The following is a 26,319-nucleotide window of genomic DNA, read 5'->3' as shown; positions in this document are numbered from 1 at the left end:
TTTAGACAACGACTGTCAAACAGTCTTCTTTACTATTCAAGCTTGGATCATTTGTTGGCAACACATCCAAGTAATCCGCGGTGTTGGTGATGACTGTGATCACGACTGGATCATACCCCTCGCTGCGAATCCCTGCCATATCAGCCTTTAAAATCTTATCGCCTACAGAGACTTTATCGCCTTGTTTTACATATGCTTCAAAATACTTGCCATCTAATTCGACCGTGTTGATACCAATATGGATCAACAGCTCTACTCCATATTCTGTCTTGATTCCAATCGCATGATTCGTCGGGAAAAGACTAACGACTTCACCATTGACTGGGGCATGGATCAGGTCTTCTTCAGGTTCGATTCCTAAGCCTTTTCCTAACGCCGAAGAAGAAAATGCTTTATCATTTACGTTGCTCAAAGCGACATTTTTTCCTTTGACAGGGGCTTTGATCAATAATTTTGTCACTGCTTCCGCATTGCTCCCAACGGGTTCTGCTGGTTTCGCGTTGACTTTGTCATCCTCTGGAATCCCTAAGATGAACGCCGCGATCCCCGCGCCTACAAAACCAATAATGACAGCGATCACCATCATATAAAAGTTTTGATAATTATTTTCGCCAATAAATGACGCAATCCCGAACAATCCGACTGGGGCATAACCGACAACCTTCATCACGCCAGCAAATAATCCGCCGAGCCCACCCCCAATAATTACTGCTAAATAGGGACGACGATATTTTACAAACACCCCGTAGACAGCTGGTTCTGTCACACCCATGAAAGCACTAAAAGCAGTTGTTCCAAACAATTGTTTTTGCTTTTTGTCTTTTGAACGGAAAAAATAGCCAAGAACAGCTCCACACACCGCGATATCCGAAATGATCCAAGCAGGTGTAAAAACTGGATCATACCCTAATGTTGCATAAGAATTCATGAAAATTGGAATAATAAAGTTTCCAGCGCCAATCGTAATCAAGAATGGTTGAAGGGCTGCATACAGCATCACAACACTCCAGCTTCCTAGGGTGTTGCTGACAAATTCAAAGACAAAGTTCAAAATATCCCCAATATACGTTCCCATCGGTCCGAATAAAATCAAAGTCACTGGTAATGTGATAATCAAGGTCAAAACTGGACAGAAAAAGTATTGCAACGCTTTAGGAATAATCTTGTCTAACGCTTTACCGACATACTTCATAAAAATGATGCTTAAAATGATTGGGAAAAAGGAATTTGAATAGGTCGTTTCCGGTAATTTTAGCCCAAGAAAATCCAATCCTTTTGCGCCATTGATCGTATCTGACATCAAGGTCAAGGCGATCGTCACTGCTAAATACTCATTTACCCCTAATTGACGGCCAAAGGAAATAGCGATCAAAACTGGCAGGAAGAAAAATACCGATTGACGAATCGCATCTAAGATCAGGTAGGTTGAGCTTTCCGCAGAGACGAGCCCGGTTAATGAGATCAAGGACAAGATCCCAGCCAACAGCCCGGCTGCCATGATCGGGATCAGGATTGGTCCCATTGCTTCGGATAAAATTCGCAGCGCCATCGTAATAGGTTTTTCCTTTTCAGCCGGGGTGGAATTATTACCTTCTCCGCTCAAACCTAGAATCTGATTCATCTCCGGTCGAATATCCTGGACCTGTGTTCCAATGATGACCTGATAAGCCACATCATTAGAAACAACATCAATCACATCAGGCAGTTCTTTGATTTCCTCTGTTTTAGCGAGATTGCGGTCTTTTAACTTGAAACGCAAACGCGTCATACAATTTGTCACACTTTGGATATTTTCTTTCCCGCCGACTAATTCAATCAGCTGGTTACAAAAATTTTCATAATTCATTTTAATTCCCCTCTTCTCGTTTTGCGACCCGTTGGATATGAAGCATCAAGTACGCTTCTTCATCCTCGGACAGCTCCTTTTCAAACGTATCTCGGACGTAAATCCGGATTTTATTCACACAGCTATAGGCTTCTGGATAAAGTTTGCGAATTTGTCGATTCAGCTCAGTCTCATTTGATGTAAAGGCCTCGTTTTTAAACATACGTACGATAAAATACTGTAAATGAGTGACCAAACGAATGTAATTGATGCTTTCTTCTTCAAAATCCAACCGAAAGTGGTATTTAATAATCGATAATATATCGCGAACAGCCTCCATCATTTTCATCATGTTGTCATCTTCACTGCCCTTGGTTTGCAGGTTGATAAAGTGCAAGGCGATAGATACCGCTTCTTCGTTGGGACAGTTTAGCCCGGTGACTTCTTCGATCAATCCCACAGCGTAAAGTCCGATCTTATAGTGGTCTGGATAAAACTTCCGTACCTCCCAATCTAATGGACTCTTGACGATTTGGTCTTTTTCTAAGCGTTTGATGGCAAAGTCAATATGGTCAAGGAGTGCTAAATAAAGATAATCAGAGACATTTTTCTTAATGACTTTCTCACCATATTCAATCGTCTTGGTTACGATCTGAAGGTAATCATCTTTGGTATTAGAAAGTAAATAGCTGAAATGCTCCAGTTTATCGTGGGAATCTAGGACGTAGGTTTTTTGAATGTCCTTTTCCTCGATGGTATCCCCTGCTTTACGCTTAAATGCGACACCCTTTGAATAAACGATGACTTCATTTCCACGCGTTTGGTTATTGCTGCCCTTTCTTACAATGGCTACATTATTGTTCAAAATCTGACTGATGATCATGTTTTCCCCTCCTTTCAAACAAAAAAACTCAAATTACCTGAGGATAGCAAATTTATCCTTAGGTAATTTGAGTTCTGCCTGCATGATCAGTAACATACTCAAAGCAGCAACTACCACCGTTGCTTTGATTTAAGTTTTCTCACCAATTATTGTAAAGGAGAAGTTTCACAATGTCAACGCTTTCTTTGCGTCGGTTTCTCAGTTGAACAACTCATTTTCAATGGTTATTCGAAAAATTTTCGGATCGGAATATTTAGGGATCGTCCTTTGAAGATATGTGTCATTCACGCTTGCCTTTTGCTTTAGCGGGTCCTGCTGCAGTCCATTAGTGTCCTCACTGCCTGCATTGTTTTTACGATTGCTATGATTAGTACTGCCGGTTCTAGGAAGCTTTTTTTCCGCTTTTGCTTCAGGCAACACTTTTTTACTGACAAAAGTGACTCGAAGTTCCGTCTGATAAAACTGTTGATAAAGCAGATAACTTCCGACGCTGCCTAGTAATAACAAGAGTGAAATGAACAGGGTCATGTGGCGAATCTTGTCTTGTTCCTTCGTTGTACCATCCATTGTTTGAACCTCCGTCTAACAAAAACAAATAAATGACATTTTTCATGACTTAATATTAATATAATTATCACTGTATTGCAAATAATTATTTTTAGCCATACATAAATAAACCTATTCAGATGTTATTCGAATAGGTTTAAACATTTTTATTTATTTTTATTAAAAAAAAGAGATAATGCTTAACCTGCCATTGTTAGCATGACTTACTCACTAGCTGGAGAAGTTTGACTTCCTCCGCCAGCCTCAGCTCCGGTATTTTGCCCACCGCTCTCATTATTGTCCGTCCCACCGTTGTCACCGCCAGTATTATTCGGAAAACTAGTAGGTGCTGAGCCTAAATTTCCTAAACTGATATCGATGGAAACGGTCAGATTGAGCGGAATATAATCGCTGTAATGACTCATTCCAACAACGGTTCCCTTCGGCTGATCAGAATCAACCCGTCGAATAACATAGTTGATATTTGCGCCCTTCGATTGAAATTCATCGTGGAAGTATTTTTGTAGTCCGCCTTCCACCATGGTTCCGCGCAAATCTTTCATATAGGGCTGCCCCAATGAGTAGAATACTTTGATCGTTAAGTTATCCTTGGCACTCAAGACCTTTCCAGCTTCTTCACTTTGCGAAACTAACTGACCATAGGGTAAGTTTTCCGTATAAATACCCTTTGCTTGAATGTGGACTCCTTCTAAAGCAGAGGCCGCATCCTCCAGATTATACTCCGAGAAATTTGGCACGACGTAGCCTTTACCTAGAGAAACCGTCACCTGCATTTTATCCTTTTTAGCGATTTTTTGATCTTTCGCAATACTTTGATCAATGATACTATCAGCTGGAATATCATTTGAGGGTTTCTCGGTATAGGTTAATTCAATTTCATTATTCTTGGCCCAGGTTTCAACGTCTCCCCGTGTCTTTCTCTGAAAATCTGGAACTTTTATGTCCTTTTGATAGGTTTGTTTCCCTTTGGAATAGTAGACCTTTGCGGCGTCTTTTCGTTTATAACTTTCTGGCGTTACCTCCGCATTCGCAATTTCCGAACGGATCATTTTATCTTTCTCCACAGTGTCACTATATTCTTCAATCAATGATAAATTGCTGGCTTTTTTTTCTTCGATCCATCTTTCAGCCTGTTGTTTATTCATTTTCGTAAAGTCGGGCAAAGGAATTTTTTCTTCAGGATTGGGGCCTGAGCTGTTAGTGATTGGCAGAATTCCACCTTTTTTTAACCGTGAACCCGCTTTTTGTCCTTGAGCTAAAATCGTGTTCGCCTCTTTTGAAGAATTATAAGATTGTTTGACCTTCGGCGTTACTTTATTTTTTGTTGCCCAAACTTGGACATCTGATATTTCTTTGCCGACAAAATTCGGAACCTTCACATGTGTTTGCTGATAATAGAAAAGTCCTAGTAATAGACAACTGGCAACGACTAATAAAATCAATAAGCGTCCTTTTCTTTTCTTTTTCTTTTTGTAGGAATGATCAATTTCCTCATTCTCATTTGGCAGATTTGCTCTGCGTTTTAGCATTGGTTCTGGTGACTGATTGTCAGCTTCTGAATTTTTTTTAGCTTCAGCTGCTGGTTTTCTTCTAGTCGGTTTTTCCCCCTGTGATTCTTTGTCCTGCTTTCGATGGTTGTAATTACTGCCATTAAAATTTGATAGAAAATCACTCATACGGTAACAGCTCACCTTGATTTAAATACAGAACCTCATCTGACTGCTTGGCTAACTCTCTCGAATGCGTCACAACAATTACACATTTATTATGAATAGAAGCCAATTCCTTAAATATCGTAACGATTTCTTCTTCCATACCGACATCTAGATTTCCGGTGGGTTCATCCGCCAAAATAATATCTACATTGGTTGCCAACGCTCGTGCGATAGCTATTCTCTGCTGCTCGCCCCCTGAAAGCTGATTCACCAAACGATCTGCCTTTGCTTTGTTAATACCAATATAATCCAAAAGATTATAGGCGATATCGGTAATATTATCGGGCATTTCATTGTCAGTAATCGACATAGCCACCAAAACATTTTCTAAGCCTGTTAGGTAGGGAACCAAATTGTAATTTTGGAAAATAATACTGACATCATCTCGACGAAAGCGTTCATAGCCTATTTTTTGAATATTTTCGCCATTGTAAAGAATCTCCCCTGAGGTAGGTGCATCCAAAGCACTGATTAATGATAAAAAGGTCGTTTTTCCCGAGCCTGATTCTCCTAAGATAGTGTAAAATTGTCCTTTCTCAAATTTAACTGACGTATCCTGCAAAATCATACGACGGATTCCGCCGTCTTGATAGAAATAACTCAACTCTTTTGCTTCTAAAATTGCCATCGCCTATTCCTCCTAATTCGTTCTAATCTAACTATTCTCTTGATGTGAGGTTTTGTTGCGGTATCGCTTTTCAAAACCACTCGAGCCTCCGAAAAGCAGACGATATCACATCATAATTTTCTTGGGATTCAACCGCGTCACGTAAGTTAGTGGCAAAATTGCCGAAACTATAATCGTGCCCATTCCTGCAGCCAAAAACGTAACAAAATAGGAAAGCGAAAAACGAACTTCATAATTACTTAGGACATCTTCGTTGGTTAGATTTGAGCCTAAAACCGATGTTCCCAATCCCGCTGTAAATACTTGACTCCCTGCATTTTGTGCGACTTGATCCATCGTATCTCCGGCAATCAACGATTCAGAAACGATTTTTCCTAAGACATTCCCCGTAACAAGCGATACTAACAAAGCCGCAATACTGATGACCATTAATTCGGCAATTACTTGCTTCATCACATTTTTTCGCTGCTCTCCTAAAGATAGATAGATTCCCCACTCGTGTCGGCGATCTTTCATAAACAAAACGACCACAAGAGAAATAATCATCAAGGAGGCTAAGACTGCTAGTAGGACAACATATCCAGAAATTTTAGATAGGCGTTTGACACTCGCTCCGACTTTGTCGAACTCATCAGACGAAGCAACCACCTTATAGCCCTTGGGTAATAAGGGTTTGATCTCATTTTTAAAGGCCGCAACATCATCTGGCGATTTCAAGTTAAAGACTGGTGAAATTTCTTCAATCAGCTCTTCACTCTCTTCCTTCGGCAGATTCTCCATCTCGGTTTTATTGATCGCCTGTGAAAGGCCATTCGGAACATACGCCGTATTAAATTGGTCCATCTCCATGATTTCCTTATTAAGCGCGTCTTGTCCTTGACCTTCTTTTTTCTTTTTATCAAGCTTTATCGGCGCAAACAATCCGACAATCTTCATTCCGTGCTCTGATGACTCTTGCGAATCCAGCGAACCATCCTCTTTGGGTAAAAGAGTGATTGTATCAAGCACCATCTGATCTCCTACCGCCAATCCATTTTCGTCGGCAACCTTTTTAGAAATCATCGCAACTGGTTTATTCCCTTCCAGTTCCTCCTTCGTCAGCATGCGACCATCAACAAGTTCGACCTTTTTATTTTTGAAATCCATGGGTGTGACGTTATTGCTGCCTTTTAACATCATTGATTTATAAGGCGTATCCATTTGAAGATTGCCTTCTTGTTTCATCTCGTAGGTTTTGAATTTTTTGACGTTTAAATAGGTTATGTAGTTATAATCATAATCCTTCACATAGGGAGAAGCGCCCATTTTTTTGACCATTTCCTCGCTTAGTCCCTCTGGTGTTTCCATCGCCTGTCCATCACCATTGGTTTTCATTAGCTCGTCTAGGTCTAGCTCTGGCGCGACTGTCGCTCCTAATTGTTGCTTCATTTTCTTTTCGACATTTGCCGTAGATTGTTGAATTGCGATCGCACCTGCAATCACATTGCCTAAAACAAAAATTACAGCAAAAAGAATTACAGATTTTCCTTTCGTTCTAAAAATACTCTTTCTCGCTCGTTTCCAATAGTTCATCGTAGTATTCCTTTCTTTCAGAAAACTTGGACGATTGGAAAACGTGATCACATTACAGAGTGCTGTTCTTTGATGAACAGTAATTTCCCTCGATTGAGGCCCCATAATTCATCCGCAAAACTGACCGATTGTGTGGTTTGAGTTGTAAAAACCAAGCAGGTATCATTTTGTAAACAATGCTTTTTAAGCAATCGCATCGCCTTAGCTACACCGCAATCGCTAAAAACTTGCTCAGGCTCATCCACCAAAATTAATTCAGCACGTTTCTTCACCAGCAATTTAGCCAAGCTTACCAGTTGACGGTCTTGTTTTGATAATTTCATAACAGATATATTTAATTGCTGCTCTGTCAATCCAACGGCTAAAAGCACTTTGGCAATTTCAACCTTGTCAACCGTAGAACCGGATAACAACATTTCCATCTCTAAATTCGCCATTGCTGAATCTTCCAGCAAGCTGCCTTCTTGAAAAAGGCAGGCAACCGTGTGCCCCCGATAAGTATTCCGATCCAACTCCGCTAACTCAGCACCGGCAACTGTCAAGGCCCCTTCAGTACAAACAATCAGACCTGCTAGCAAGGCTAAAAAAGTGCTTTTTCCACTACCAGAATCTCCAAATAGTTGATAACTTTTGCCTGTTTGAAAGCTTCCATTAATGCCATCAAGCGTTTTGACTGCTGATTTTTTATACTGATAGTCGACTTTTTTCAATATCCATTCAGTCATCTTAGTATTCTCCTCGTAATGGCTCTCTTACAATCTTAGAAACCCGAAAATTGATTAATAGCAGCAGCACAAGCACGCACGCAGCCAAAAAGAGCCAGCCAATGGACGTAAACACACTACTAAACCTGCTGCTTTCCTGACTAAGTTCAGGTAATTTCCACACTACAGAGGGCTCCTGTTCAACTAGGTCGTGATGGAACTTCATTAGCCATTCTCCGGTAATCCAGCTGCTCACACGTTGGGAAAAAATGACAGCAATCCCGGCAGCTGCTACAGTTGATAAGCTGTTTTCCAAAGAAACGCTTAAGGATAACGTTCGTTGATCCATGCCCATCAAATACAACGTATAAAAATCTTTCCGTTTTTTAATCGCTTGTTGAAAGATAAGTATGATTAGCGCCATGCCCAGAATCAAAATCACAATCAGCCCGTTAAAAAGCAACGCCAGCCTATCTTCAAATGACTGAAGTATCCCTTCTGACCAGCCTCGCCCGATCAAAGAGTAATTTTTAAAAGTTTCCGACTCTTTAAAGTTTTTTACGAAGTTTTTCATTTCCCTTTTATCGGATAATTGGAACATCACGGATGAATTTGTTTGAATAATATTTTTTTGCAACGCCATTCCTGTTTCCATCCCCATCAAAAGCGAACTTGGTAAGAAATAGCCTCCCTCATTAGATAAATCTGCAATTCCTACAATTTTCAATTTTTGTTCTGTTTCTTTTGGGCCCAATGAAATCATATCGTTTATCTTTAGTTTATTAGCTTTGGCGAATTCTCTGCTGATGACACATGTGTTGGGTTCAAATGGCAGTTTGCCTTGAAGTTTTTCACTTTTCCGCTCCAAAAAGCTTTTTAAAGAGTCATTATCCAATAGCAATAAAGATAAATAGTTGCCTTTCATTGGGCCGTCAGATGAGTCAGTATAATTTTCTTCGATCTGAGTGCTTGTTGCTGGCTGTGCTAAATTAGAGAAAATAGCTCCTTGAGCGGTCAATTGACTGCTTTTTACATAAGGTAAATTTTTCAATTTTTCATAATCGGTAACGTTTAAATTTTTTGCTTGTTCTGTTTGATTTAAATCTTGAACGCCCTTTAAAACCGTTGCTGATTGTTCACGATAATTGGAAAGACCATCAGATGCTGCATGATAACTGTGTAAGGCAGAAAAGATAATCAAGACTATTAAGAATATGAAGCCCCCATTTTTAAAGTGACTGTTTCGGTTGCGTTTAAGATTTAGCCAAGCATGTCGGATGATAATCATCGCTTTCGTCTCCTCCTATGCGAGTATAGTAGCAAATGCATTGTTAACTGAATGTTAACCAATGCTCGGAAAGCTTAAATAAAACGTCGAGCCACGATTTTCTTCACTTTCCAGATAGACGAAGCCGCGGCACAGGTCACACACATGAGAGACTACCGACAGTCCAATGCCATATCCATCTTGCTTTAGTCCATTTACTCGGTACCGATGAGAAAAAATCTCCGATTGTTTCTCTGAAGGTATTCCAATTCCCTGATCCCTCACCTGAACAACTACCGTGTCATTTTTTTGGTGAATCGATACATTCACTGATTTCCCCTCTCCGTATTTGATCGCATTATCAACCAAATTGGAAACAGCGCGATAAATCCAACGATCACGTCCTTTAATTATGGTGACCGCTTCCTCGTTAAAATCAAAGATCAGATCGGGATAATTCTTTCTATACGCGTCACAAACCTCAGCACAAATCAATGAAACGTCCACAACCTCATTTCCGAGATCATCTGTATTATTGGACAAGGTGAGAATATCGTCGATGCTGTCAGTTAGCCGATCCAAAAGAAGCAACCCGTCTTGCGCCTTTTCTTCTTGTTTGCTTTCAATTTCAATGTTTGCTCTTAAAATGGCGATTACATTTTTTTGTTCATGCGTCAGATAACTGTTCAAGCGTCGATAATCTTCTAAATGGTCATCAAATTTGTCCTTCAATTTGTTAAACGCCTCGTTAAGCACTTCGTCTTTTGTCGTATTTTTAGGCAATTGATCGATAAACGTCAGGTCATGTGTGATCGCTACTATTTGATTACTGTATATTTTGCGCAAGACCAACCATAGCATGAAGGTCAAAAGTAAAATCGAAGAACAAATAGCCAAAGCTATCGTAGGTAAATACTTAAATAATTCATCCTGATACGCTTGATCAAACTCCGATACTTTGATATTTGTTTCAATCTTCGTTTCTGTTCCCACAAAAGTAGGATCATCGCCGAATACTGAGGCGATACTCACCCCTTTTACATTGTTTCGCAGAAAAAAGAAACTCGTCAAAACTACTCCCGTCACAAGTAACGAAAAGAGCAACATGGTTAACGTCATTTTGAAAGTTAATCGCATAGTTGATACCCCTTTGCACGAATCGTTTTTAGAATTTCTTTATTTGCTGCTTCGGCCAATTTCTTTTTTAAACGGGCTAAATGAACTCTTAAAACAGAAGAAAATGGATCAAAATCTTCATCATAAACATGTTCAGCAATCTCCTCTGAAGAAACAACCGCTGGGTGGCGCTGTGCAATACACAATAAAATATCAAATTCTTTTGGCTTTAAAAGAAGCTCTTTTTCCTGATAACTTACCCTTCGACAAACTGGATCTACTGTCAAATCACCAACTGAAATCTGCGGCAGCGAGCGACCATGGTAGCGACGTACGACGGCACGTAAACGTGCCTTCAATTCAAGTAGCTCAAATGGTTTTACCAAATAATCATCTGCCCCAAAGTCTAAGCCTTTTGCCCGCTCCTCAATCTCATCTCGAGCAGTGATGATAATAACAGGACTCTCGATCTTTTCCGAACGCAAACTTTGTAAGACCTCTAGACCATCTTTTTTCGGTAGATTCAAGTCAAGAAAGATTCCGTCATAGGAATTGACGAAGGCCTTCTCTTCTCCTGATTCACCGTCATAGGCCAAATCTACAGAGATATTTTCCTGTTCCAAGCCTTTTTTTACAGATAAAGCCAAATCACGATTGTCTTCAACTATTAGCACACGCATCTATTTTCACTCCTAATTTGGAAATATATATCCTTCTTTTGGTCTCTAGAATAGTACAGCTTATTTAAGAAAGTCCACTTTCTTTTTGTGAAGATTTTAAGTTTTTTGCCAAATAGCAGAAAATTTCTTAGAAAAAACTAGGAATTTAAGGCAAAAAAAGCACGATCAATGACCGTGCTTTAGTGTTATTTAAAATCGGCCTATCAATCAACTATTGGCTAGGTCGATTGAATCAACTTCGCTTCTCCATCCTTAATTTGCTCAACTAGAATTTCTAGCGAAAAGGATGACAAAAAATTTTTTTAACCTTTCATCGTTAATCGTCTAATTTTATTTTTACATACTCTTCGAAACTTGTCGGTTCATGTTCAAGCAGCCACGTTAGAACATTGCTATTTCCATCCAGTCCCCAAGTAGTATAGGAACGGGCTAGGTGTTTGAAACCTTCTCGGAAGAAAAGATCGTTCGCTTGAATCTGATCCAAGAAATCTTCTACGTCAATATAAGCTGATTTTACATTTTTTCCCGTGACTTGATTGAACATTCGTACCAGATCATTTGGTGAATAAGCTTCTGTTCCGACTAATTCATAGGTCGCTTTATTGTGTTTTGCAGGATCATTCAACACTTTCACCGCCACCTCACCGACATCTTCGGTCGCTACATAGCCGACTTTACTGTCTACATCATAGAAAATCCGATATTCGCCAGTTTCTGCCACCATTTTTGGATTGAAGTTATGCATATAATGCATCGGCTGTAAAATCGTGTAGGAACATTGGGTCTCCATGCCCTTTACGATCAAATACTCCTCTACATCTCGCTTGGCAGTATGCTGCAGCAGGCTAGTTAAAATCGGATGAGTCACTGAGATGAAGACGAAATGCTCAACCTCATGTTCAATTGCTTTATCCACCATCCGCTGTCCAATCAATGCTTCTTCTGCTGAAAATAGCGGTGGAATGTAAACCACCATCGACGCTTTCACCATGACCTTCTCAATAAATGACAAATCCGTTAAATCACCAATCATGGCCTGCTTGATTCCCGGCAGTTCTTCTACCTGCGGATTGATATCCGTCGCTAAAACATCGAATCCTGCTTCCACTAACTTTTGGACCATAATTCGTCCGGTATTTCCGGCTGCTGAGGTAACTAGTATCATGCGCTTCAACTCGCTTTCTTTTTTGAATGCCCTTTCATACCATTGTAGCACTGTTTGTATTTTTCTGTTGACTAAAAAAAGACTGTGAATACTCATTATTCACAGCCCGTTTTCTTATGATAAAGAGGTTGCTAATACGTCTACTGGTGTTGCGGTTTCTTTTAACACAGCATTTAATTCCTCGATGTTTTTCCGACCTTGTGTGTTCATCCATTCGATTGCCGCTGCTTCCCCCTCTACGATATAGCTTTCCACGCCATCCGCCCAAGTCGCGCGTCCGCAAAGTACGCCGTTAAAGGTTGAACCCGCACCCTTCGCAAAGCGCAGGGTTTCTTGGAAAAGCTCCGCTTTTACGCCGGCGCTCAAGAAAATAAATGGGAGATTTGTCGCTTCGGCTTGTTCCTTAAAGTAGTTGGCCGCTTCAGCTTTTGTGTGCACGACTTCTTCAGTCGCATAGCCTTCGACATAATTCATATTGACTGGTACTTCTACCTTCAAGACATCGACACCATAGCGCGGATGAGAGAATTCTTTCATCATTTCAATGACTTTGTGCGGTTTTTTGATCGCATATTCCTTCGAAGCTGCGTCCGAGATATTCGCATCATAGGAAACCAATTCCAAAAAGAAGGGGAGATTTTCCGCCTGACATTCGGAACCGATTCGTTCGATAAAGGCATGCTTTTGCTTGTTAATCACTGCTGCTTCGTCAACGTCGTAATAAAGCAGGAACTTACAGGCATCAGCCCCGGCTTCTTTTAAGCGTTTAACTGACCAGATCGATAACAGATCCGGTAGGCGACCTGGCGTAGAAGCATCATATCCAGTTTTTTCATAAGCTAATAGCAAGCCAGCATTTTCAGCTCTAACATCCGCGGCTGGTAAGCCATATTCTGGGTCCAACAAAATCGAAGAAGCATATTGGGTTAGTTGGGAAGAAACGATTTCCTTGAATGCAATAATCTCGGATTCTTCGGCATCACTGCCCTTGAATTTCGTAATCATTTTTTTCAAGGCGCCTCGTTGATCGATTGCTAAGGCTCCGATCACCCCATCCTCATTGCATAGTTGTTTGATAAATTGACGTTTTTCTTCGTTCATTTCCTTATCCTCCTACTTCTTCTACTTGAATTTGTTCGAATAATGTTTGATAGTTGGCGAGTTCAACCTGTCCCGTTGTTGCTTCTTGTGCGTTTAGCATTCCTAAGACATTTCCTTGCTTTAAAAGCTCCTGATCTGAAAGTCCTGCGTCGATCGCCGCTGTCAATCCAGCCACCGTCGCGTCACCAGAACCAACCGGATTCACGACGTCGATTTTAGGAATCGTCACACGATAAAAGGTATCAAAATGTTTGGCAAAAGCACCGTTCCCTCCCATTGAAACAACGATCCATTCGATATCCGCAAACATCGGATCAGATAACGCTGCCTTTAGCTCCGCTACTTCTGATGGCACCCTTCGCCCTAATATTCCAGCTAGTTCCTCCGCGTTTGGTTTGATCAGTTTAGGCTTTACACGGCCGCGAAGGACCTCCGCTAGTGCTGCTCCTGAACAATCTAAAACGACTGGCTTTGGCTGGCAGGCCTGCAACATTTGACTGTAAAAATCCACAGGTAACCCTTCCGGTAAGCTTCCAGAAAAAGAAAGAATATCCGCTTTGTCTGCTAGTTCTTTAAAATGTCGTAAGAAAGCTGCTGACTCCTGTTCAGTGATGATCGGTCCGCTTTCTAAAATTTCCGTCTGCTGACCTTCGTGTAAAATAGCGATGCAATTACGGGTTTCCCCGCTGATGGGCAGAAAGTTATGAGTGATCCCACTTTTCTCTAAATCTTTTTTGATTTCTTCGCCCAAAAATCCACCAATCAAACCGCTGGCAGTCACCTCCGCATCAAATTGCTTCAAGATTCGGGTGACATTTAAGCCTTTCCCGCCAGCAGTTTTTTGAACATTTTTAACGCGATTCACGGTATCCAAATTGAATTCCTCCAGAGGATAGGAAATATCGATGGAAGGATTCATCGTAATTGTTAGAATCATTCGCTTTTCCTCTTAATCGTGGTATTCGCCGCGATCCCATTTTTCGATGAATTCATCGAAGAAGTGAGGATCGGACTGGTCAGCACGGGCTTTTTCAACATGATCAATCTTCGCGATCAATTTCTTGTTTTCCTCTGTTTCCTGATACTCGGCCTTAATGAAGGCATCAATAATGTCACAGATCAAAAATTCCCCAGTGATCCGTGCACCAAAACCGATCACATTCGCATTTAGTTGTTCTTTGGCATAGATGGCAGTCGTCATGTCGCGAACCAACGCACTGCGGATGCCTGGAACCTTATTAACCGCATTATTGATCCCAACGCCCGTTCCACATAAGCAAACACCTAAATCTGCTTCACCGCTGGTTACCGCTTCACCTACTTTTTTTCCATAAATTGGATAATGTGTTCGAGTAAAGTCGTAGGTCCCCATATCCAATACTTCATGTCCTTTTGATTTTAAGAAATCTGATACAGCCATTTTTGTATCTGTGACAATGTGGTCACAGCCGATTGCGATTTTCATGTCATTCATCCTCTCTCGTTTTTCTATGCCATTTTATTCAACATGTCGACCCGAACTTGATGACGGCCGCCATCATAGCTCGCTTGCAGAAATTCTCTGACAATGTTCAACGCTAATTCATCACCAACGATTTTTGAGCCGAGGGTAATCATGCGGGAATTGTTGTGTTCGCGAGTCATGTAGGCACTACGTTCATCCGAGACTTCTGCTGCCACCATTCCTTTGACCTTCACCGCCGTGATAAAACTACCTGCTCCATAACCATCCACGGCAATGCCTAAGCTGCCTTCGTTTTCATTTAAATCATTGGCGATCGCTAAGGTTGACTCCACAAAATCCTCCGAAGCTTCCTCACTTTTGTCCACTACTGTAAAGCCATTTTCGATCAAGTCCGCCTTGATCAGTTCCTTTAATCTCATCCCGTCACTGTCTGAACCAATTACTACACGCATCTCTGTTTCCTCCTTATGATTGTATCCATCGTTTCTTATTGAATAATCTTGGTGTATTGCTGATAATAACTCTTCAGTTCGGCTGAAAGAGTAGAATCCGTAAATAAAGTATCGATTTTGCGCAGATCATAAAACGTATAAAAATCACTATGATCGAATTTGTTGGCATCCGAAACCAAACATTTTTCGGCCGCGTTATCTAACACGATCTTCTGCAATGTTCCTTCTTCAATACTGAAATTTGAAACCTCAGCACCTTTTAGACCATTCGCTCCAATAAAGGCCTTCTTGATCCCGATTTTCTGAACCGCCTCATTGGCGATCGAACCAACAAATGCACCTGTCTTTTCTCGATACAATCCACCGATCAAATACAGCTCAAATTGTTTTGTTTCACTTAATAGATTAAAAACGGGCAGGCTATTGGTTACGATTCGCAATGAAGAAGACTCAATATACTGCGTCATCAGCTCAATCGTGGTTCCCGATCCAAGAAAAATCGTGTCATCCTCTTTCTTAATATGAGCCGCTGCATTTCTTGCAATATATTCCTTTTCCTTTGTATGTAGCTTTTTCTTTTCATTATGAGATAGTTCGTTTGCTTCTATAAAGGCAACTGGTTCTTCGTTACCCATTTTCTGTGCACCGCCATGAATCCGTAGAAGCTTTTTCTTTTGAGCAAGTTCCTCTAAGTCTCGGCGAATGGTCATATCAGAAACATCTAAGACTTCTTGTATAAACTTCACGGTGATCGTCCCATAGCGATCACACATAGCCAAGATTGATTGTTGACGCTCAGTTTTCAGCATATGTTGTCCCTCCACAATCCTATAATAAAACATTATCAAACATTTTTCAACACAATATGTTTATTTATTTTTGTTTTATGTTGACAAAGCAAATGTAAGCGATTATACTCAACGTGTAACCAAACACAAACGAACTTAGAAAGGAGCTGTTTTGTTTGAAAAAGCTTTTTTTCAAGGAAACAATCTATGTTTCTAGTGGGAACACACAGGAAGAAGTTTTTGAGGAAGTTTATTTGGATCTACTAAACAAACAATTAGTTACTGAGGATTTTTTTGAGAGTCTTTTGGAGCGAGAACGCAATTACCCGACAGGTTTGGATCTTAGCCCTGTTTCTAAAGGATTGCCGGACATTGCTATTCCCCATACGGAAAGCGAATATGTTCGAACAACCCGAATCATTCCAATCAAGTTGAAAAATGAAATTACCTTTCATAATATGATTTCGCCAAGCGATCAACTCTCCGTTCATTTTCTTTTTATGATCTTAAATGAAAACGGTGAAGCACAGGCAGGCATGTTAGCGGATATTATGGATTTTATTAACTCAGTCAATAAAGAGGAACTTTGTGCCTTCTTCAAATTAGAAGACACTGAAGCGATTTACCAGTTTTTAAATGAACACTTTACTATGGAAGTTTCTGCATAACTGCAGAATAAAAATAAATTTATTTTAAGGGGAGAATCATCATGATCAAAATTTTAGCAGCATGTGGAGCAGGAGTTAACTCAAGTCATCAAATCAAAAGCGCTTTAGAAACTGAATTGAAAAATCGTGGCTATCAAGTGACCTGTGACGCCGTAATGATCAAAGATATCAATGAAGAAATGCTGTCTCATTATGACATTTTCGCACAAATCGCCAACACCGACTTGGGCTTCAATGTAAATATTCCTGTCGTTGATGCGGGTGCTATCCTTTATCGTATCCCTGCAATGGCTGAACCTGTATACCAAAGCATGGAAAGCGCAATCCAATCAATAAATAAATAGGACCTAAGAAAGGAAAAGCATATGAATACAATTATTGATATCGCCAATAAAGTATTTACCCCCCTAATTGATTTAGGGGCGGCGCCATTAATGACCATCGTACTAACTATTATTGCCTTATTTTTTAAAGTGAAGCCGTCACGCGCCCTTGAAGGCGGGATCAAACTTGGGATTGCCTTAACTGGGATCGGAGCCATTATTGGAATTTTAACCACTGCCTTTTCAGACGCGATGACTGCCTTTGTTGAACGAACAGGCATCTCATTGAACATCACAGATGTGGGTTGGGCACCTTTAGCAACAATCACTTGGGGCTCCCCCTACACCCTTTACTTTCTATTAATAATGGTGATCGTCAATATCATTATGCTGGCAATGAAAAAAAACCAACACTTTAGATGTTGATATCTTTGACATCTGGCATTTAGCGATCGTCGGACTATTTGCGATTTTCTGCGGTGCGAACCTATTTATCGCTTCCGCATTAGTTATTTTCATTGGAGTTCTTAAAATCTGGAACTCTGACTTAATGAAACCAACCTTCAATGACTTATTGAACGCACCGGATAGCAACCCGATGACGACAACACATATGAACTATATGATGAATCCGATCATCATGGTTTTTGACAAGATTTTTGACAAAGTCTTTCCTTGGTTGGATAAATACGATTTTGATGCTGCAAAACTAAACAGCAAAATCGGTTTTTGGGGATCGAAATTTGCAATTGGAATCTATTTGGGGATTTTTGTTGGGTTATTAGCAGGACAAACACCAACACAAATTTTTTCACTCGCTTTTACCGCTGCAGTCTGTTTGGAATTGTTCTCTTTGATCGGCGCATGGTTTATCGCTGCGGTGGAACCTTTATCACAAGGAATCACCGACTTTGCCAACAAATGTTTAAAGGGGCGTACGATCAACATCGGTTTGGACTGGCCCTTCTTAGCTGGCCGCGCAGAAATCTGGGCTGCCGCAAACGTTTTAGCGCCAATCATGTTATTGGAAGCAATCATTCTACCCGGCAATAAATTATTACCACTTGGCGGAATTATCGCCATGGGTGTCACCCCAGCTTTGCTTGTTGTCACGCGTGGCAAATTGATCCGAATGATCGTGATCGGCGCGATCGAACTACCATTATTCTTATGGTCAGGTACCTTGATAGCCCCATTCGTCACTCAAACAGCCAAAGCAGTAGGCGCCTTTCCAGCCGGCTTGAGCGGGTCTGCCATGATCTCTCATACCACGATGGAAGGCCCGATTGAAAAATTCCTAGGCTATTTATTCGGTAATGCTTCTCAAGGACAAATCGAATTTGTCATTTACACAACTTTAGCACTAGCCGCTTACCTATTGATCTTTATCTGGTACGCACGTCAAATGAAAAAACGCAACGCCGCTTACGCAGCTGAAAAAGAAGAAAAAGCCGCTCCAGCAACAGCGCATAAGAATGTTGCATATGCAGCAGAAGCTAAATAAATGAATAAGCACACTCGACGATCATAGACAATCGAGTGTGCTTATTTTATTTCTACTAAGAATATACATAGCCTAGTCCTAATGACCGCTTTTGTTTTAAATTATTTTTATTGACAAAATAATGATTATTTTGGAGCAGCACTATTTTTACGGATAATTTTCACTTGAATGGCTTCCATTTGTTTTCCTTTACCCGTAGTACCAGCTACTTCTCCATTTTTTACCCAGTTTTGCCAACCATATGTTTGACAATGAGCTCTGTAATAAACATTATAGTGAAGGGCTAGGTCACCAGTTAATCGAATTTTTACGGCCTCTGCCCTCAATCCTTGTCCTTCAGTACCAGCCATATTGAAATTACTCTTCCAGTTTTGCCAACCAATATATTGACTATGTGTTTGGTATTCAACATTTCCTGAAAAAGCCAAGGGGTTATTAGAGATCTTCAATTTCAATGCTTCTAGTCTCAGAGAATTTCCTACTGTACCAGAAATCTGCCCATTATTCACTGATGGCATCCAACCTTTATTTTGAACATGGCTTTGATAAGAAACACTCGCATCTTGATATTTGAAGAATCCTCGCCCTTGTCCAGAAGGAGCAGCTTGACCTTTGGGTACAAGTTTTATTTGATAAGCCTCTAATCTATAAGCGAATCCTTCTGTTCCAGCAGCTTCTCCATTTTTCACCCAGTTTAGCCATCCAAAGGCTTGAGAGTGAACGCGATAATAAATGTCGTATTGCTTGGAGACTTCACCTGTAAGTCTTATTTTTAAAGCCTCAACCTGCTTCGCCTGTCCTGTTGTTCCTGAAATTTGTCCATTTGTTTTCCAACTAGATTCCCAACCGATATTTTGGATATGCGATTGATATTCAATGTTTCCTGAAAACTTATTAGAAATGGTCATTTTTAAAGCTTCCATACGCCTACCTTCACCAACAGTCCCAGAAACATTGTCATTTGAGACAAAATTAAGCCACCCTTTATCCTTTACATGACTTGAATAGGACACTGGTGCATTGGGATCAGGTTGTGGATCTGGCTTTGGTGTGGATATCGTCCCAGTAAATGAGTTATTATAATCAGCAGAGATATCAAATTCTTTATTCGCTATCTCCGGGAAACGTAAGCGTGAATTCCATTGCCATGAACTATAATCCGTATAGTAATTATTATTTGTTATTGTATAAGGGTAAGCTGCTACCCAAATCTTTTGTTTTCCAATAGTATTAGCATTAATTAATCCATTAAACCAACTTAAAGAAGAATAATGTCGGACAGATTGAAATCCTAATTGTTTCAACCTATTTTCAAAAGCAATGGAATTTGCAGTATGGTTTGCTTTTCCAGCTATTTGAGGTTCTTCAATATCGTTGACCATTACAGTAGAATTATCGAGACCAACACTTCTAGCAAAATTCGCGAAATAATCGGCCTCTGCTCGTGCCTGACTATCGGTTTTAAACCAACTATAATGATAGGCGGAAACCTTTAATCCTGCTGCTTTGGCATTTTTCACTTGTGAAGCCGCAAAAGGGTTCTTATAACTTGTTGCCTCTGTTAATTTTACAACAACTCCAGCAACACCGTATTTTTTCATATTATTGAAATCATTGACCGAAAGCGTCCCGTTATGAGATGAAATATCTACAAAACTTTTAGTTGGCGTATTCTTATTTGAAGCCAGTACAGATGGTATCGCAGCCCTAGTCATTCTTCCGTTAACAGCGTTAGATAGATCAGATCGATTTCTCGGTAAAGAATAGCCGCCAAAATCTGCCTCGCCTTCTGTTGGTAAAATCATTTCTTGCTCAGCTTCGCTAGACTCTTCAGTACTAGAAACCGTGCTATCAGATGCTACTGGAGGTTCCGTTTTTTCCAGTATTGAACTGTCAATCGTCGTAGAACTGGTTGTTGACCCTTCAGTCGAACTCATCTGTGTATTTATTTTATTTTCGGTGGACGAAATGGACTCAGATGATTCTGCTAAAACCATAGTAGCCATAGGAAAAAGTACCATTCCTCCAATCATCAAAGTTGAGATAATTTTTTTGCTCTTCATTAATAGCCTCCCTAAATTTTATTTAAAACATAAGCCTATTTTAACAAAAAATAATTATTAAAAGAAGTTTAAACTTCAGAAATAGAAAAATAGCCGTTTTGAGAAAAAATAATTAACTTTTGACTCGCAATATTTCATTTAAAAATTCGCCAAGTTTAGTTGTTTAAAAACTATTAACCCTATTAGTTGCTTTATAAATGTACGAACTGGCTCAATTATTAAATTAGACCAATTGCAAATTTTCAAAAAGTACAAAAGGATATTCTACCTATTACATATATCCTATCGTCTTTCATGCTTCCGTACTTTTTTCTTTCCATTATTTATTAAGGAAAAAAAGGGCAAATTTGTGCAACGCATCTGATGGTCTAACAAACAGCTGAATCTCTCGGACAAGATCCTGACAAATCAGTGAAAAATCCGAGACACACAACACATTCCGGACAAGTACTGCAACGATATATTAAATGACCGTATCTCCTTTTGGCGAAACTGCGTGTACTTTTATTATTGCTTTTTCTAATCTTTCCTTTTTGTAGCAAAAAGCTGAATTTGAGATAGTTGACGTATTAAAATAAGTTTCTACCCCTAATGCATCATATTTTAGTTATTAATAAATTTGACCACTTTACTCATAAAGCAAGCTACTGAAAATCTGTTAAAACGTTGATTTACCAACAAAAAAGTTGCTAAAATCTTGTGATAAAGATTTTAGCAGCTTTTCTTTTAGACAATATATTTTTCTTCTTTTTCAATCTTCTCATAATGCTTTTGTTCATCATCATCTGTAATCACTGCGGTCACATCATTTAGATGATAATACACTGAAAAATCTCTTTTCCCAATTTTCGAATGATCAATCAGTAAGAAACGTTCGACAGAATTGTTTAGTGCGATTTGTTGGGTCTGCCCCTCTTCAAAAGTCGAAGTCATAATTTTTTGCTCATTTAGGGCATTACAGCTGAAAAAGACTTTATGAAAACTCAGCTCGTTGAGCGATTTATTCGTAATCTCACCGATAAAACATTGCGTCGCTTCTTTTAGTTCGCCTCCTAACAAATAGATTTTCCAACTCTTTTTATGTTTCTTCAATCGTTCAAAAGTCGGTTGACAATTGGTAACGATTCTCAAAAAATCAGCTTTTATACATTTAATTAATAGTTCAATCGTCGTTCCCGGTCCGAGAAACAACGTATCTCCATCCTTAATAAATTCTGCAGCTTTCTTTGCAATTTTTTCCTTTTTTTCATGGTGAATGATTTTCTTTTCATTATGTGAACGTTCCACTTGTCGATAAAGATTTCGTAATTGTGCCCCACCATGGAATCGCTCTATTAGTCCTTGCCCCTCAAGCTCAGCTAAATCGCGCCGGACTGTCATGTCAGAAACAGCTAATTGCTTCATGATTTCATTGTTTCGAATCGCCCCCTTAGCTTCCAATAAAGTTAAAATTGCTTGAAATCTATCTGATTTTAACATCTCCAATCCTCCATTTCTCAAGCACTCTATTCCAACGATACCGTATTCTAGAAAAATAGTTTAGCGCCATTAAAACAATTAATTAGCAAGACGAGCAATATGACGAACTGATAGACGCCGTTCACTTTCTTCGCTGGAAGTATTCCACTTACTTTTGCCCCAAACCAACCGCCGAGAACCGCGGCGGGAATTACAAATAGCAGCATTGTCAGATCAAAACGTTGATAACTCGCCGTAATATATATAAATAGCAGCTTTGATGATTGCGAGAAGAAGATTGTGATGATGGAGTAAACAGTTGCCTCTTTGATCGGCATGCCGAAGAACAACATCATCATCGCCACATTGATCGGTCCACCGCCGATTCCTAACAGGCTAGCTAAAAAACCGAGAACCAAACCCACCAGTATAAAGATTAAAGCAAATTGACAGTGGAAGCTGAAGTTTTCTTTTTTCGAATAAATGAATGCAAATAGCAAGGTCAAAACGGTCAGAATAATCTGAACCATTTGAGTAGTACGCTCATTGGAAAACTGTAAAATCCAATCAAAAGTCAAATTTCCCAAAATACCGCCAGCCACTGATCCCACAGAAATCAGCAATGCCTTGTTCCATTGGATCGTGACCTTATTTTTTACTTGACGTAGCGTCGATACGACAGACATCGTGAAAACTGCCATAGAAGAATAAAAGGAAATAGCGGCCAATGAATGAGCACCGATAACATCAAAAATCGGTTTGATCAACACCCCACCGCCCATACCTGATATCGCGCCAATCGTATTGGCTGATACGATTACCAAAAAATAAACTAACCCAATCACGACATTTCTCCCTTTAACTGTTATTTATTAACTACTACTGATTTTGAAGTTGCCTGAGGCTATCAAATATTGCCGGTAATTTTGGAACGAATGTGTTAAGCAGCGTTTGGTACCCACAGAATTCATGCTGTTCATCCACATAAACGGCATCCTTCATCCGCTTACATCCGCCACCACAATAAGGTTTAAAGGGACAATCCCGACAAAGACTAGCGTTTTTTGGTTTTTCACATAAAAAATCTCTGGTTATCGCTTGCTGGAAAAGTTCTTTTAGACCTTTTTCTTGAATAAAGCCCATTCGATACTCATCCAAAACATAGAAGTCACAGGGATAAACACTACCATCTGCCTCAATCACATATTGAATCTGACAATTTCCGATGAGCCCGCAGGCATTCACTTGCTTATTAGCAAACAAATAGACCAAATCATCAAATAATTTGATGCTTATGTACTGTCCGTTTTCAAGTTCCTTGAGCCATAACTTAAATAGCTGCTGATAAAATGAGGCGAAACGCTGAGGAGTCAACGCATAACTACTTTTTCCCGCAGCACTTAATTCATCCAAGCAGGGGATAAATTGAATAAAGCTAATGGACTGCTCCAGTAAAAATCGAAAAACTTTTTTGGCTTCTTTCGCTAATTGATTCGTCAGGACACACAACATGTTATAATCAATTTGATACTTGTCAAACAGTTTTTTTGTTGCTATTATGCGATGATAGGTTCCACGCCCTTTGATATCCAAACGATTCAAATCATGATAGGACGGGAGACCGTCTATAGAAAGACCGACTAAAAAATCATGCTGCTTTAGAAATTTACACCAGCGTTCATTGATTATCAGTCCATTCGTTTGAATCGCATAATGGACTGTGACTCTTTTTGATTGTCGCTCAATCAGCTTTACAAGCTTCTCAAAATAAGCAAGTCCGGCTAATGTCGGTTCTCCCCCTTGAAAAGCGAGTGTCAGCTCATCCCCATCCGCCAAATCTAAATAAATATTAGCAATCATTTTTTTTGTTGTTCCATCCGTCATTTTTCCGTAAGAGCGAACATCCCTTGATGAACTAATATCTGCATAAAAGCAGTATTTACAACTAATATTGCAAAGTGACGATGCAGGTTTGACTAAAATAGAGATGTGCTTCACCGCTAAAACTCCAATCTATTTCAATATCTTTGATAAATTTCCATCATGCTGAGCAAGTAAGACTTTTGCCTCACTTTGGGAAAGGTTCTTACGATTCATCAAAATAGCTGTTGGAAGATCATAATAGACTTCTTCTAGAAGCTGCTCAGCCCCCTTGGCTGATAATTTAGTTGTTTTTCGCAAAATATCGATAGTTCGCTGAACCAATTTTTTGTTGATTGGCTGAACATAGACCATCGAGTTCTCAAAAACTTTACCTAAACGGATCATCATTGAAGTAGAAAACATATTTAGAACTAACTTTTGTGCTGTTCCCGCTCTCATACGAGTCGAGCCCCCGACGATTTCTTTTCCAATTGGGAGATCAATCGCTATTTCAGCAATTTTCATTAGTTCACTCGCTTCAACACAGGATATGCCAATAGTAGAAGCGCCAACTTCTACAGCGTATTTTATAGCTGCCATACAGTAAGGTGTTCTTCCACTAGCAGCAACGGCCACGACAACATCTGAAGCATTTAGTTGAATGTCTTTTAATGTTTGTTTGGCCTGTTCCTCAGAATCTTCCGCCCGTTCAACTACTTGAAATAGTGCTTCCTTTCCACCTGCTAATAAACAAAAATAGCGAGTAGGATCAATCCCATAGGTAGGACCCATTTCGAGAGCATCCATTGCAGCGATTCGCCCTGAACTACCAGCCCCACAATAGATAATTCGTCCGCCCTTTAAAAATTTTTGATAAGCCAACTCTACAGCTTCTTCGATCACTTCAATTTTCTCTTCTACGAGAAAAGCAATTTCTTTATCCAATGTGTTTATTTTCTTTAGAAGCTCATTTGTGCCTAACCGTTCAACAAACTCTTCTTTCATTTGAATATCACTCTTTCTAACTATTCAGTGAAAGTCTCTCTAGTTGTTCTTTGGGTGCTTCTAGAATCGCCAATTGTTTCTTCATATACGTTTTATATTGCTCTTCTAGCTTATAATCATGTATTGGATATTGTTGTCTAGGATCTTTTTCAAGATCAAACAGCAAACTATCCTTGGTATATTCTGAGACATCTGGCAGCCCGTCTAATATCGCCGCTCGTTTAATTGGTATCTTAAAAACGGGATATTCTGTTCTTGCTAAATAGCGACCTGTTTCAATACTTGCAGGTTCAGTTTCCCCCAAGTAGTGACGAATCGTCGTAGGTATTCCTGCATACTCAAAAAGTGGGTGATTCTCATCGTTAGGTGCTCGGAAATATGTGTACTTTCCATCTGTAATATTTACGGTAAGACCATGGGCACCATACAGTGCAAAAGATTTATTTCTAGGTTTCCCCTCAAAAATCGGCTGCCATGAGACTCCTTGAACTTCTTCCGGTACTACGATTCCGAACGCATCCAGTACAGTAGGCATCACATCAATATTCTGCGTTAATTCATTTGTTCTTTCCCCCGCTTTTTTTCCTTGCGAATGTTTTACAAAAAGTGGGATCGCTGCCAACTCATTAAAATTGTGCATGTAATTTTTTCCAAAAAGTTCACGATCACCGAGAAAATATCCATGATCGGAAGTCACGATGATTAGAGTATCCTCGTACATGTCAATCGCTTTTAATTTATCGATCAGGCGACCGAAATGAACATCCGTCATAGTAACCAGTGCAGAGTATCGATTTCTGATATATTCTTCAGCATCAACAGGGACATCAACTTCTCCATATATTGGCGTTTCAAAAAAAGGACCAGTATAATCTTTTTGATAGATATCCATATATTTCTGCGGAACATCAAAGGGTTCATGTGGATCAAAAACCTCCACCTGTAAAAAGAAATTCTCTTCGTCTTTGTTTGCTTCTAACCAATCACATGCCGAAGCAAACGTTCTAGGTGTCGGATAAGCCTCTTCATCGTCCTTCCAAAGCTCCCGATTTGCTTGATACTGTTTACGTAAACGTCCATGATAGTGTTCCGGCATCCATTCTGGGTCACGGATAATCGAATGCCAGGGATCACCTTCTTGACCACGCTGAAAATCCCAACTATCGAACTGATTAATATAACCTTCCCCACCAAGTCTGAAGTAATGTGTATGATCTGTAGTCAGATGAGAGAATATCGATTGTTCTGCTAATACTTTGGGCAACGTAATATCGAAAGGTTCAATTGGTCCCCAAGAACGTTCTAGAAAATTTAGACGTCCTGTCATTAAATCCCGCCTTGCAGGCATGCAAGGCGTTGAACCAATATAGTGATTATCAAAGGTCAGTGAATCCTTCGCAAAAGCATCTAGATTAGGTGTCAAAACATCAGTTTGTGAATTATAAGTAGACAGATAATCCTTTCGTAATGTATCCATTAATACTAAAATTGTGCGCATTTTTATCCT

24 protein-coding genes and 1 pseudogene are annotated in these 26,319 nt (G+C 39.8%); 3 read left to right on the top strand and 22 right to left on the bottom strand.

Features of this window, described 5'->3' with window-relative positions:
* Nucleotide 1: 1 nt before the first annotated feature.
* The 16 genes from IGI44_RS22610 to IGI44_RS22535 all read right to left on the bottom strand — a co-directional run bounded on the left by IGI44_RS22610 (nucleotide 2) and on the right by IGI44_RS22535 (nucleotide 15,949).
* Nucleotides 2-1,846, bottom strand: coding sequence for a beta-glucoside-specific PTS transporter subunit IIABC (locus IGI44_RS22610; protein WP_438790162.1), 1,845 nt, complete (start codon nucleotides 1,844-1,846; stop codon nucleotides 2-4).
* Between the two features lies 1 nt (nucleotide 1,847).
* Nucleotides 1,848-2,708, bottom strand: a complete 861-nt coding sequence (locus IGI44_RS22605) for a PRD domain-containing protein (RefSeq protein ID WP_438790161.1) — start codon at nucleotides 2,706-2,708, stop codon at nucleotides 1,848-1,850.
* A gap of 198 nt (nucleotides 2,709-2,906) precedes the next feature.
* Nucleotides 2,907-3,275 carry a hypothetical protein gene (locus IGI44_RS22600; protein ID WP_438790160.1) on the bottom strand — a complete coding sequence of 123 codons (369 nt, stop codon included), beginning with the start codon at nucleotides 3,273-3,275 and terminating at the stop codon, nucleotides 2,907-2,909.
* 203 nt (nucleotides 3,276-3,478) lie between these two features.
* A complete protein-coding gene (locus IGI44_RS22595) occupies nucleotides 3,479-4,951 on the bottom strand; it encodes a PASTA domain-containing protein (protein WP_438790159.1) in 1,473 nt (490 codons plus the stop codon).
* Nucleotides 4,944-5,618, bottom strand: coding sequence for an ABC transporter ATP-binding protein (locus tag IGI44_RS22590; RefSeq protein ID WP_438790158.1), 675 nt, complete (start codon nucleotides 5,616-5,618; stop codon nucleotides 4,944-4,946). Before IGI44_RS22590 ends, IGI44_RS22595 begins: the two co-directional genes overlap by 8 nt.
* Nucleotides 5,619-5,723: 105 nt before the next feature.
* A complete protein-coding gene (locus IGI44_RS22585; protein ID WP_438790157.1) occupies nucleotides 5,724-7,190 on the bottom strand; it encodes an ABC transporter permease in 1,467 nt (488 codons plus the stop codon).
* A 47-nt stretch (nucleotides 7,191-7,237) separates the two neighbouring features.
* Nucleotides 7,238-7,915, bottom strand: coding sequence for an ATP-binding cassette domain-containing protein (locus IGI44_RS22580; RefSeq protein WP_438790156.1), 678 nt, complete (start codon nucleotides 7,913-7,915; stop codon nucleotides 7,238-7,240).
* A 1-nt stretch (nucleotide 7,916) separates the two neighbouring features.
* A complete protein-coding gene (locus tag IGI44_RS22575; protein WP_438790155.1) occupies nucleotides 7,917-9,182 on the bottom strand; it encodes a hypothetical protein in 1,266 nt (421 codons plus the stop codon).
* Between the two features lie 54 nt (nucleotides 9,183-9,236).
* Nucleotides 9,237-10,298: a sensor histidine kinase gene (locus IGI44_RS22570; protein ID WP_438790154.1), complete on the bottom strand. Its 1,062-nt coding sequence runs from the start codon at nucleotides 10,296-10,298 to the stop codon at nucleotides 9,237-9,239.
* Complete coding sequence (locus IGI44_RS22565) at nucleotides 10,289-10,957, bottom strand: response regulator transcription factor (RefSeq protein WP_438790153.1); 669 nt, start codon at nucleotides 10,955-10,957, stop codon at nucleotides 10,289-10,291. Before IGI44_RS22565 ends, IGI44_RS22570 begins: the two co-directional genes overlap by 10 nt.
* A 316-nt stretch (nucleotides 10,958-11,273) precedes the next feature.
* The gene (locus tag IGI44_RS22560) at nucleotides 11,274-12,122 is read right to left on the bottom strand and encodes an SDR family oxidoreductase (protein WP_438790152.1); all 849 of its coding nucleotides are present in this window, start codon (nucleotides 12,120-12,122) and stop codon (nucleotides 11,274-11,276) included.
* Between the two features lie 114 nt (nucleotides 12,123-12,236).
* Complete coding sequence (gene lacD / locus IGI44_RS22555) at nucleotides 12,237-13,223, bottom strand: tagatose-bisphosphate aldolase (protein ID WP_438790151.1); 987 nt, start codon at nucleotides 13,221-13,223, stop codon at nucleotides 12,237-12,239.
* Between the two features lie 4 nt (nucleotides 13,224-13,227).
* Nucleotides 13,228-14,160 carry a tagatose-6-phosphate kinase gene (gene lacC / locus IGI44_RS22550; RefSeq protein WP_438790150.1) on the bottom strand — a complete coding sequence of 311 codons (933 nt, stop codon included), beginning with the start codon at nucleotides 14,158-14,160 and terminating at the stop codon, nucleotides 13,228-13,230.
* Nucleotides 14,161-14,172: 12 nt separating this feature from the next.
* On the bottom strand, nucleotides 14,173-14,688 hold the full coding sequence (gene lacB / locus IGI44_RS22545) for a galactose-6-phosphate isomerase subunit LacB (protein WP_438790149.1): 516 nt from the start codon (nucleotides 14,686-14,688) through the stop codon (nucleotides 14,173-14,175).
* 23 nt (nucleotides 14,689-14,711) lie between these two features.
* Nucleotides 14,712-15,140 (bottom strand): galactose-6-phosphate isomerase subunit LacA, encoded by a 429-nt coding sequence (gene lacA, locus IGI44_RS22540; RefSeq protein WP_438790148.1) that lies wholly within the window; start codon nucleotides 15,138-15,140, stop codon nucleotides 14,712-14,714.
* A 35-nt stretch (nucleotides 15,141-15,175) separates the two neighbouring features.
* Nucleotides 15,176-15,949, bottom strand: coding sequence for a DeoR/GlpR family DNA-binding transcription regulator (locus tag IGI44_RS22535; protein WP_438790147.1), 774 nt, complete (start codon nucleotides 15,947-15,949; stop codon nucleotides 15,176-15,178).
* A 155-nt stretch (nucleotides 15,950-16,104) separates the two neighbouring features.
* On the opposite strand from IGI44_RS22535, the gene IGI44_RS22530 reads away from it, so the two are divergent.
* The 3 genes and pseudogenes from IGI44_RS22530 (at nucleotide 16,105) to IGI44_RS22520 (ending at nucleotide 18,423) form a co-directional block, all read left to right on the top strand.
* Nucleotides 16,105-16,596, top strand: a complete 492-nt coding sequence (locus IGI44_RS22530; protein WP_216408943.1) for a PTS sugar transporter subunit IIA — start codon at nucleotides 16,105-16,107, stop codon at nucleotides 16,594-16,596.
* A gap of 41 nt (nucleotides 16,597-16,637) precedes the next feature.
* The gene (locus IGI44_RS22525; protein WP_216408944.1) at nucleotides 16,638-16,940 is read left to right on the top strand and encodes a PTS fructose transporter subunit IIB; all 303 of its coding nucleotides are present in this window, start codon (nucleotides 16,638-16,640) and stop codon (nucleotides 16,938-16,940) included.
* Nucleotides 16,941-16,961: 21 nt separating this feature from the next.
* Nucleotides 16,962-18,423: pseudogene (locus tag IGI44_RS22520) on the top strand (PTS galactitol transporter subunit IIC).
* Between the two features lie 125 nt (nucleotides 18,424-18,548).
* Here the strand turns inward: IGI44_RS22520 and IGI44_RS22515 are convergent.
* From IGI44_RS22515 to IGI44_RS22490, 6 genes are all read right to left on the bottom strand, one after another.
* A complete protein-coding gene (locus IGI44_RS22515; protein ID WP_438790146.1) occupies nucleotides 18,549-20,486 on the bottom strand; it encodes a GH25 family lysozyme in 1,938 nt (645 codons plus the stop codon).
* A 726-nt stretch (nucleotides 20,487-21,212) separates the two neighbouring features.
* On the bottom strand, nucleotides 21,213-21,965 hold the full coding sequence (locus tag IGI44_RS22510; protein ID WP_438790145.1) for a DeoR/GlpR family DNA-binding transcription regulator: 753 nt from the start codon (nucleotides 21,963-21,965) through the stop codon (nucleotides 21,213-21,215).
* A 47-nt stretch (nucleotides 21,966-22,012) separates the two neighbouring features.
* Nucleotides 22,013-22,789, bottom strand: a complete 777-nt coding sequence (locus IGI44_RS22505) for a sulfite exporter TauE/SafE family protein (protein WP_438790144.1) — start codon at nucleotides 22,787-22,789, stop codon at nucleotides 22,013-22,015.
* Nucleotides 22,790-22,823: 34 nt separating this feature from the next.
* Nucleotides 22,824-23,942 (bottom strand): SPASM domain-containing protein, encoded by a 1,119-nt coding sequence (locus IGI44_RS22500; protein ID WP_438790143.1) that lies wholly within the window; start codon nucleotides 23,940-23,942, stop codon nucleotides 22,824-22,826.
* Between the two features lie 15 nt (nucleotides 23,943-23,957).
* Nucleotides 23,958-24,812, bottom strand: coding sequence for an N-acetylmuramic acid 6-phosphate etherase (gene murQ, locus IGI44_RS22495; RefSeq protein ID WP_438790142.1), 855 nt, complete (start codon nucleotides 24,810-24,812; stop codon nucleotides 23,958-23,960).
* A 16-nt stretch (nucleotides 24,813-24,828) separates the two neighbouring features.
* Nucleotides 24,829-26,310, bottom strand: coding sequence for a sulfatase (locus tag IGI44_RS22490; RefSeq protein WP_438790141.1), 1,482 nt, complete (start codon nucleotides 26,308-26,310; stop codon nucleotides 24,829-24,831).
* Nucleotides 26,311-26,319: the final 9 nt, after the last annotated feature.

Origin of the sequence: Enterococcus sp. DIV0756 (assembly GCF_051710745.1) — a bacterium.
Taxonomy (GTDB): domain Bacteria; phylum Bacillota; class Bacilli; order Lactobacillales; family Enterococcaceae; genus Enterococcus_A.
The sequence above is the reverse complement of the archived record's forward strand: the minus strand, read 5'-3'. Positions and strand labels throughout refer to the sequence as shown.

Coding starts and splice junctions, on each gene's coding strand:
- lacA (WP_438790148.1), bottom strand. CDS start 15,140: ATGCGTGTAGTAATTGGTTCAGACAGTGACGGGATGAGATTAAAGGAA.
- IGI44_RS22570 (WP_438790154.1), bottom strand. CDS start 10,298: ATGCGATTAACTTTCAAAATGACGTTAACCATGTTGCTCTTTTCGTTA.
- lacD (WP_438790151.1), bottom strand. CDS start 13,223: ATGAACGAAGAAAAACGTCAATTTATCAAACAACTATGCAATGAGGAT.
- IGI44_RS22595 (WP_438790159.1), bottom strand. CDS start 4,951: ATGAGTGATTTTCTATCAAATTTTAATGGCAGTAATTACAACCATCGA.
- IGI44_RS22515 (WP_438790146.1), bottom strand. CDS start 20,486: ATGAAGAGCAAAAAAATTATCTCAACTTTGATGATTGGAGGAATGGTA.
- IGI44_RS22590 (WP_438790158.1), bottom strand. CDS start 5,618: ATGGCAATTTTAGAAGCAAAAGAGTTGAGTTATTTCTATCAAGACGGC.
- murQ (WP_438790142.1), bottom strand. CDS start 24,812: ATGAAAGAAGAGTTTGTTGAACGGTTAGGCACAAATGAGCTTCTAAAG.
- IGI44_RS22605 (WP_438790161.1), bottom strand. CDS start 2,708: ATGATCATCAGTCAGATTTTGAACAATAATGTAGCCATTGTAAGAAAG.
- IGI44_RS22535 (WP_438790147.1), bottom strand. CDS start 15,949: ATGCTGAAAACTGAGCGTCAACAATCAATCTTGGCTATGTGTGATCGC.
- IGI44_RS22600 (WP_438790160.1), bottom strand. CDS start 3,275: ATGGATGGTACAACGAAGGAACAAGACAAGATTCGCCACATGACCCTG.
- IGI44_RS22580 (WP_438790156.1), bottom strand. CDS start 7,915: ATGACTGAATGGATATTGAAAAAAGTCGACTATCAGTATAAAAAATCA.
- IGI44_RS22525 (WP_216408944.1), top strand. CDS start 16,638: ATGATCAAAATTTTAGCAGCATGTGGAGCAGGAGTTAACTCAAGTCAT.
- IGI44_RS22575 (WP_438790155.1), bottom strand. CDS start 9,182: ATGATTATCATCCGACATGCTTGGCTAAATCTTAAACGCAACCGAAAC.
- IGI44_RS22610 (WP_438790162.1), bottom strand. CDS start 1,846: ATGAATTATGAAAATTTTTGTAACCAGCTGATTGAATTAGTCGGCGGG.
- lacC (WP_438790150.1), bottom strand. CDS start 14,160: ATGATTCTAACAATTACGATGAATCCTTCCATCGATATTTCCTATCCT.
- IGI44_RS22565 (WP_438790153.1), bottom strand. CDS start 10,957: ATGCGTGTGCTAATAGTTGAAGACAATCGTGATTTGGCTTTATCTGTA.
- IGI44_RS22585 (WP_438790157.1), bottom strand. CDS start 7,190: ATGAACTATTGGAAACGAGCGAGAAAGAGTATTTTTAGAACGAAAGGA.
- IGI44_RS22490 (WP_438790141.1), bottom strand. CDS start 26,310: ATGCGCACAATTTTAGTATTAATGGATACATTACGAAAGGATTATCTG.
- lacB (WP_438790149.1), bottom strand. CDS start 14,688: ATGAAAATCGCAATCGGCTGTGACCACATTGTCACAGATACAAAAATG.
- IGI44_RS22510 (WP_438790145.1), bottom strand. CDS start 21,965: ATGTTAAAATCAGATAGATTTCAAGCAATTTTAACTTTATTGGAAGCT.
- IGI44_RS22560 (WP_438790152.1), bottom strand. CDS start 12,122: ATGATACTAGTTACCTCAGCAGCCGGAAATACCGGACGAATTATGGTC.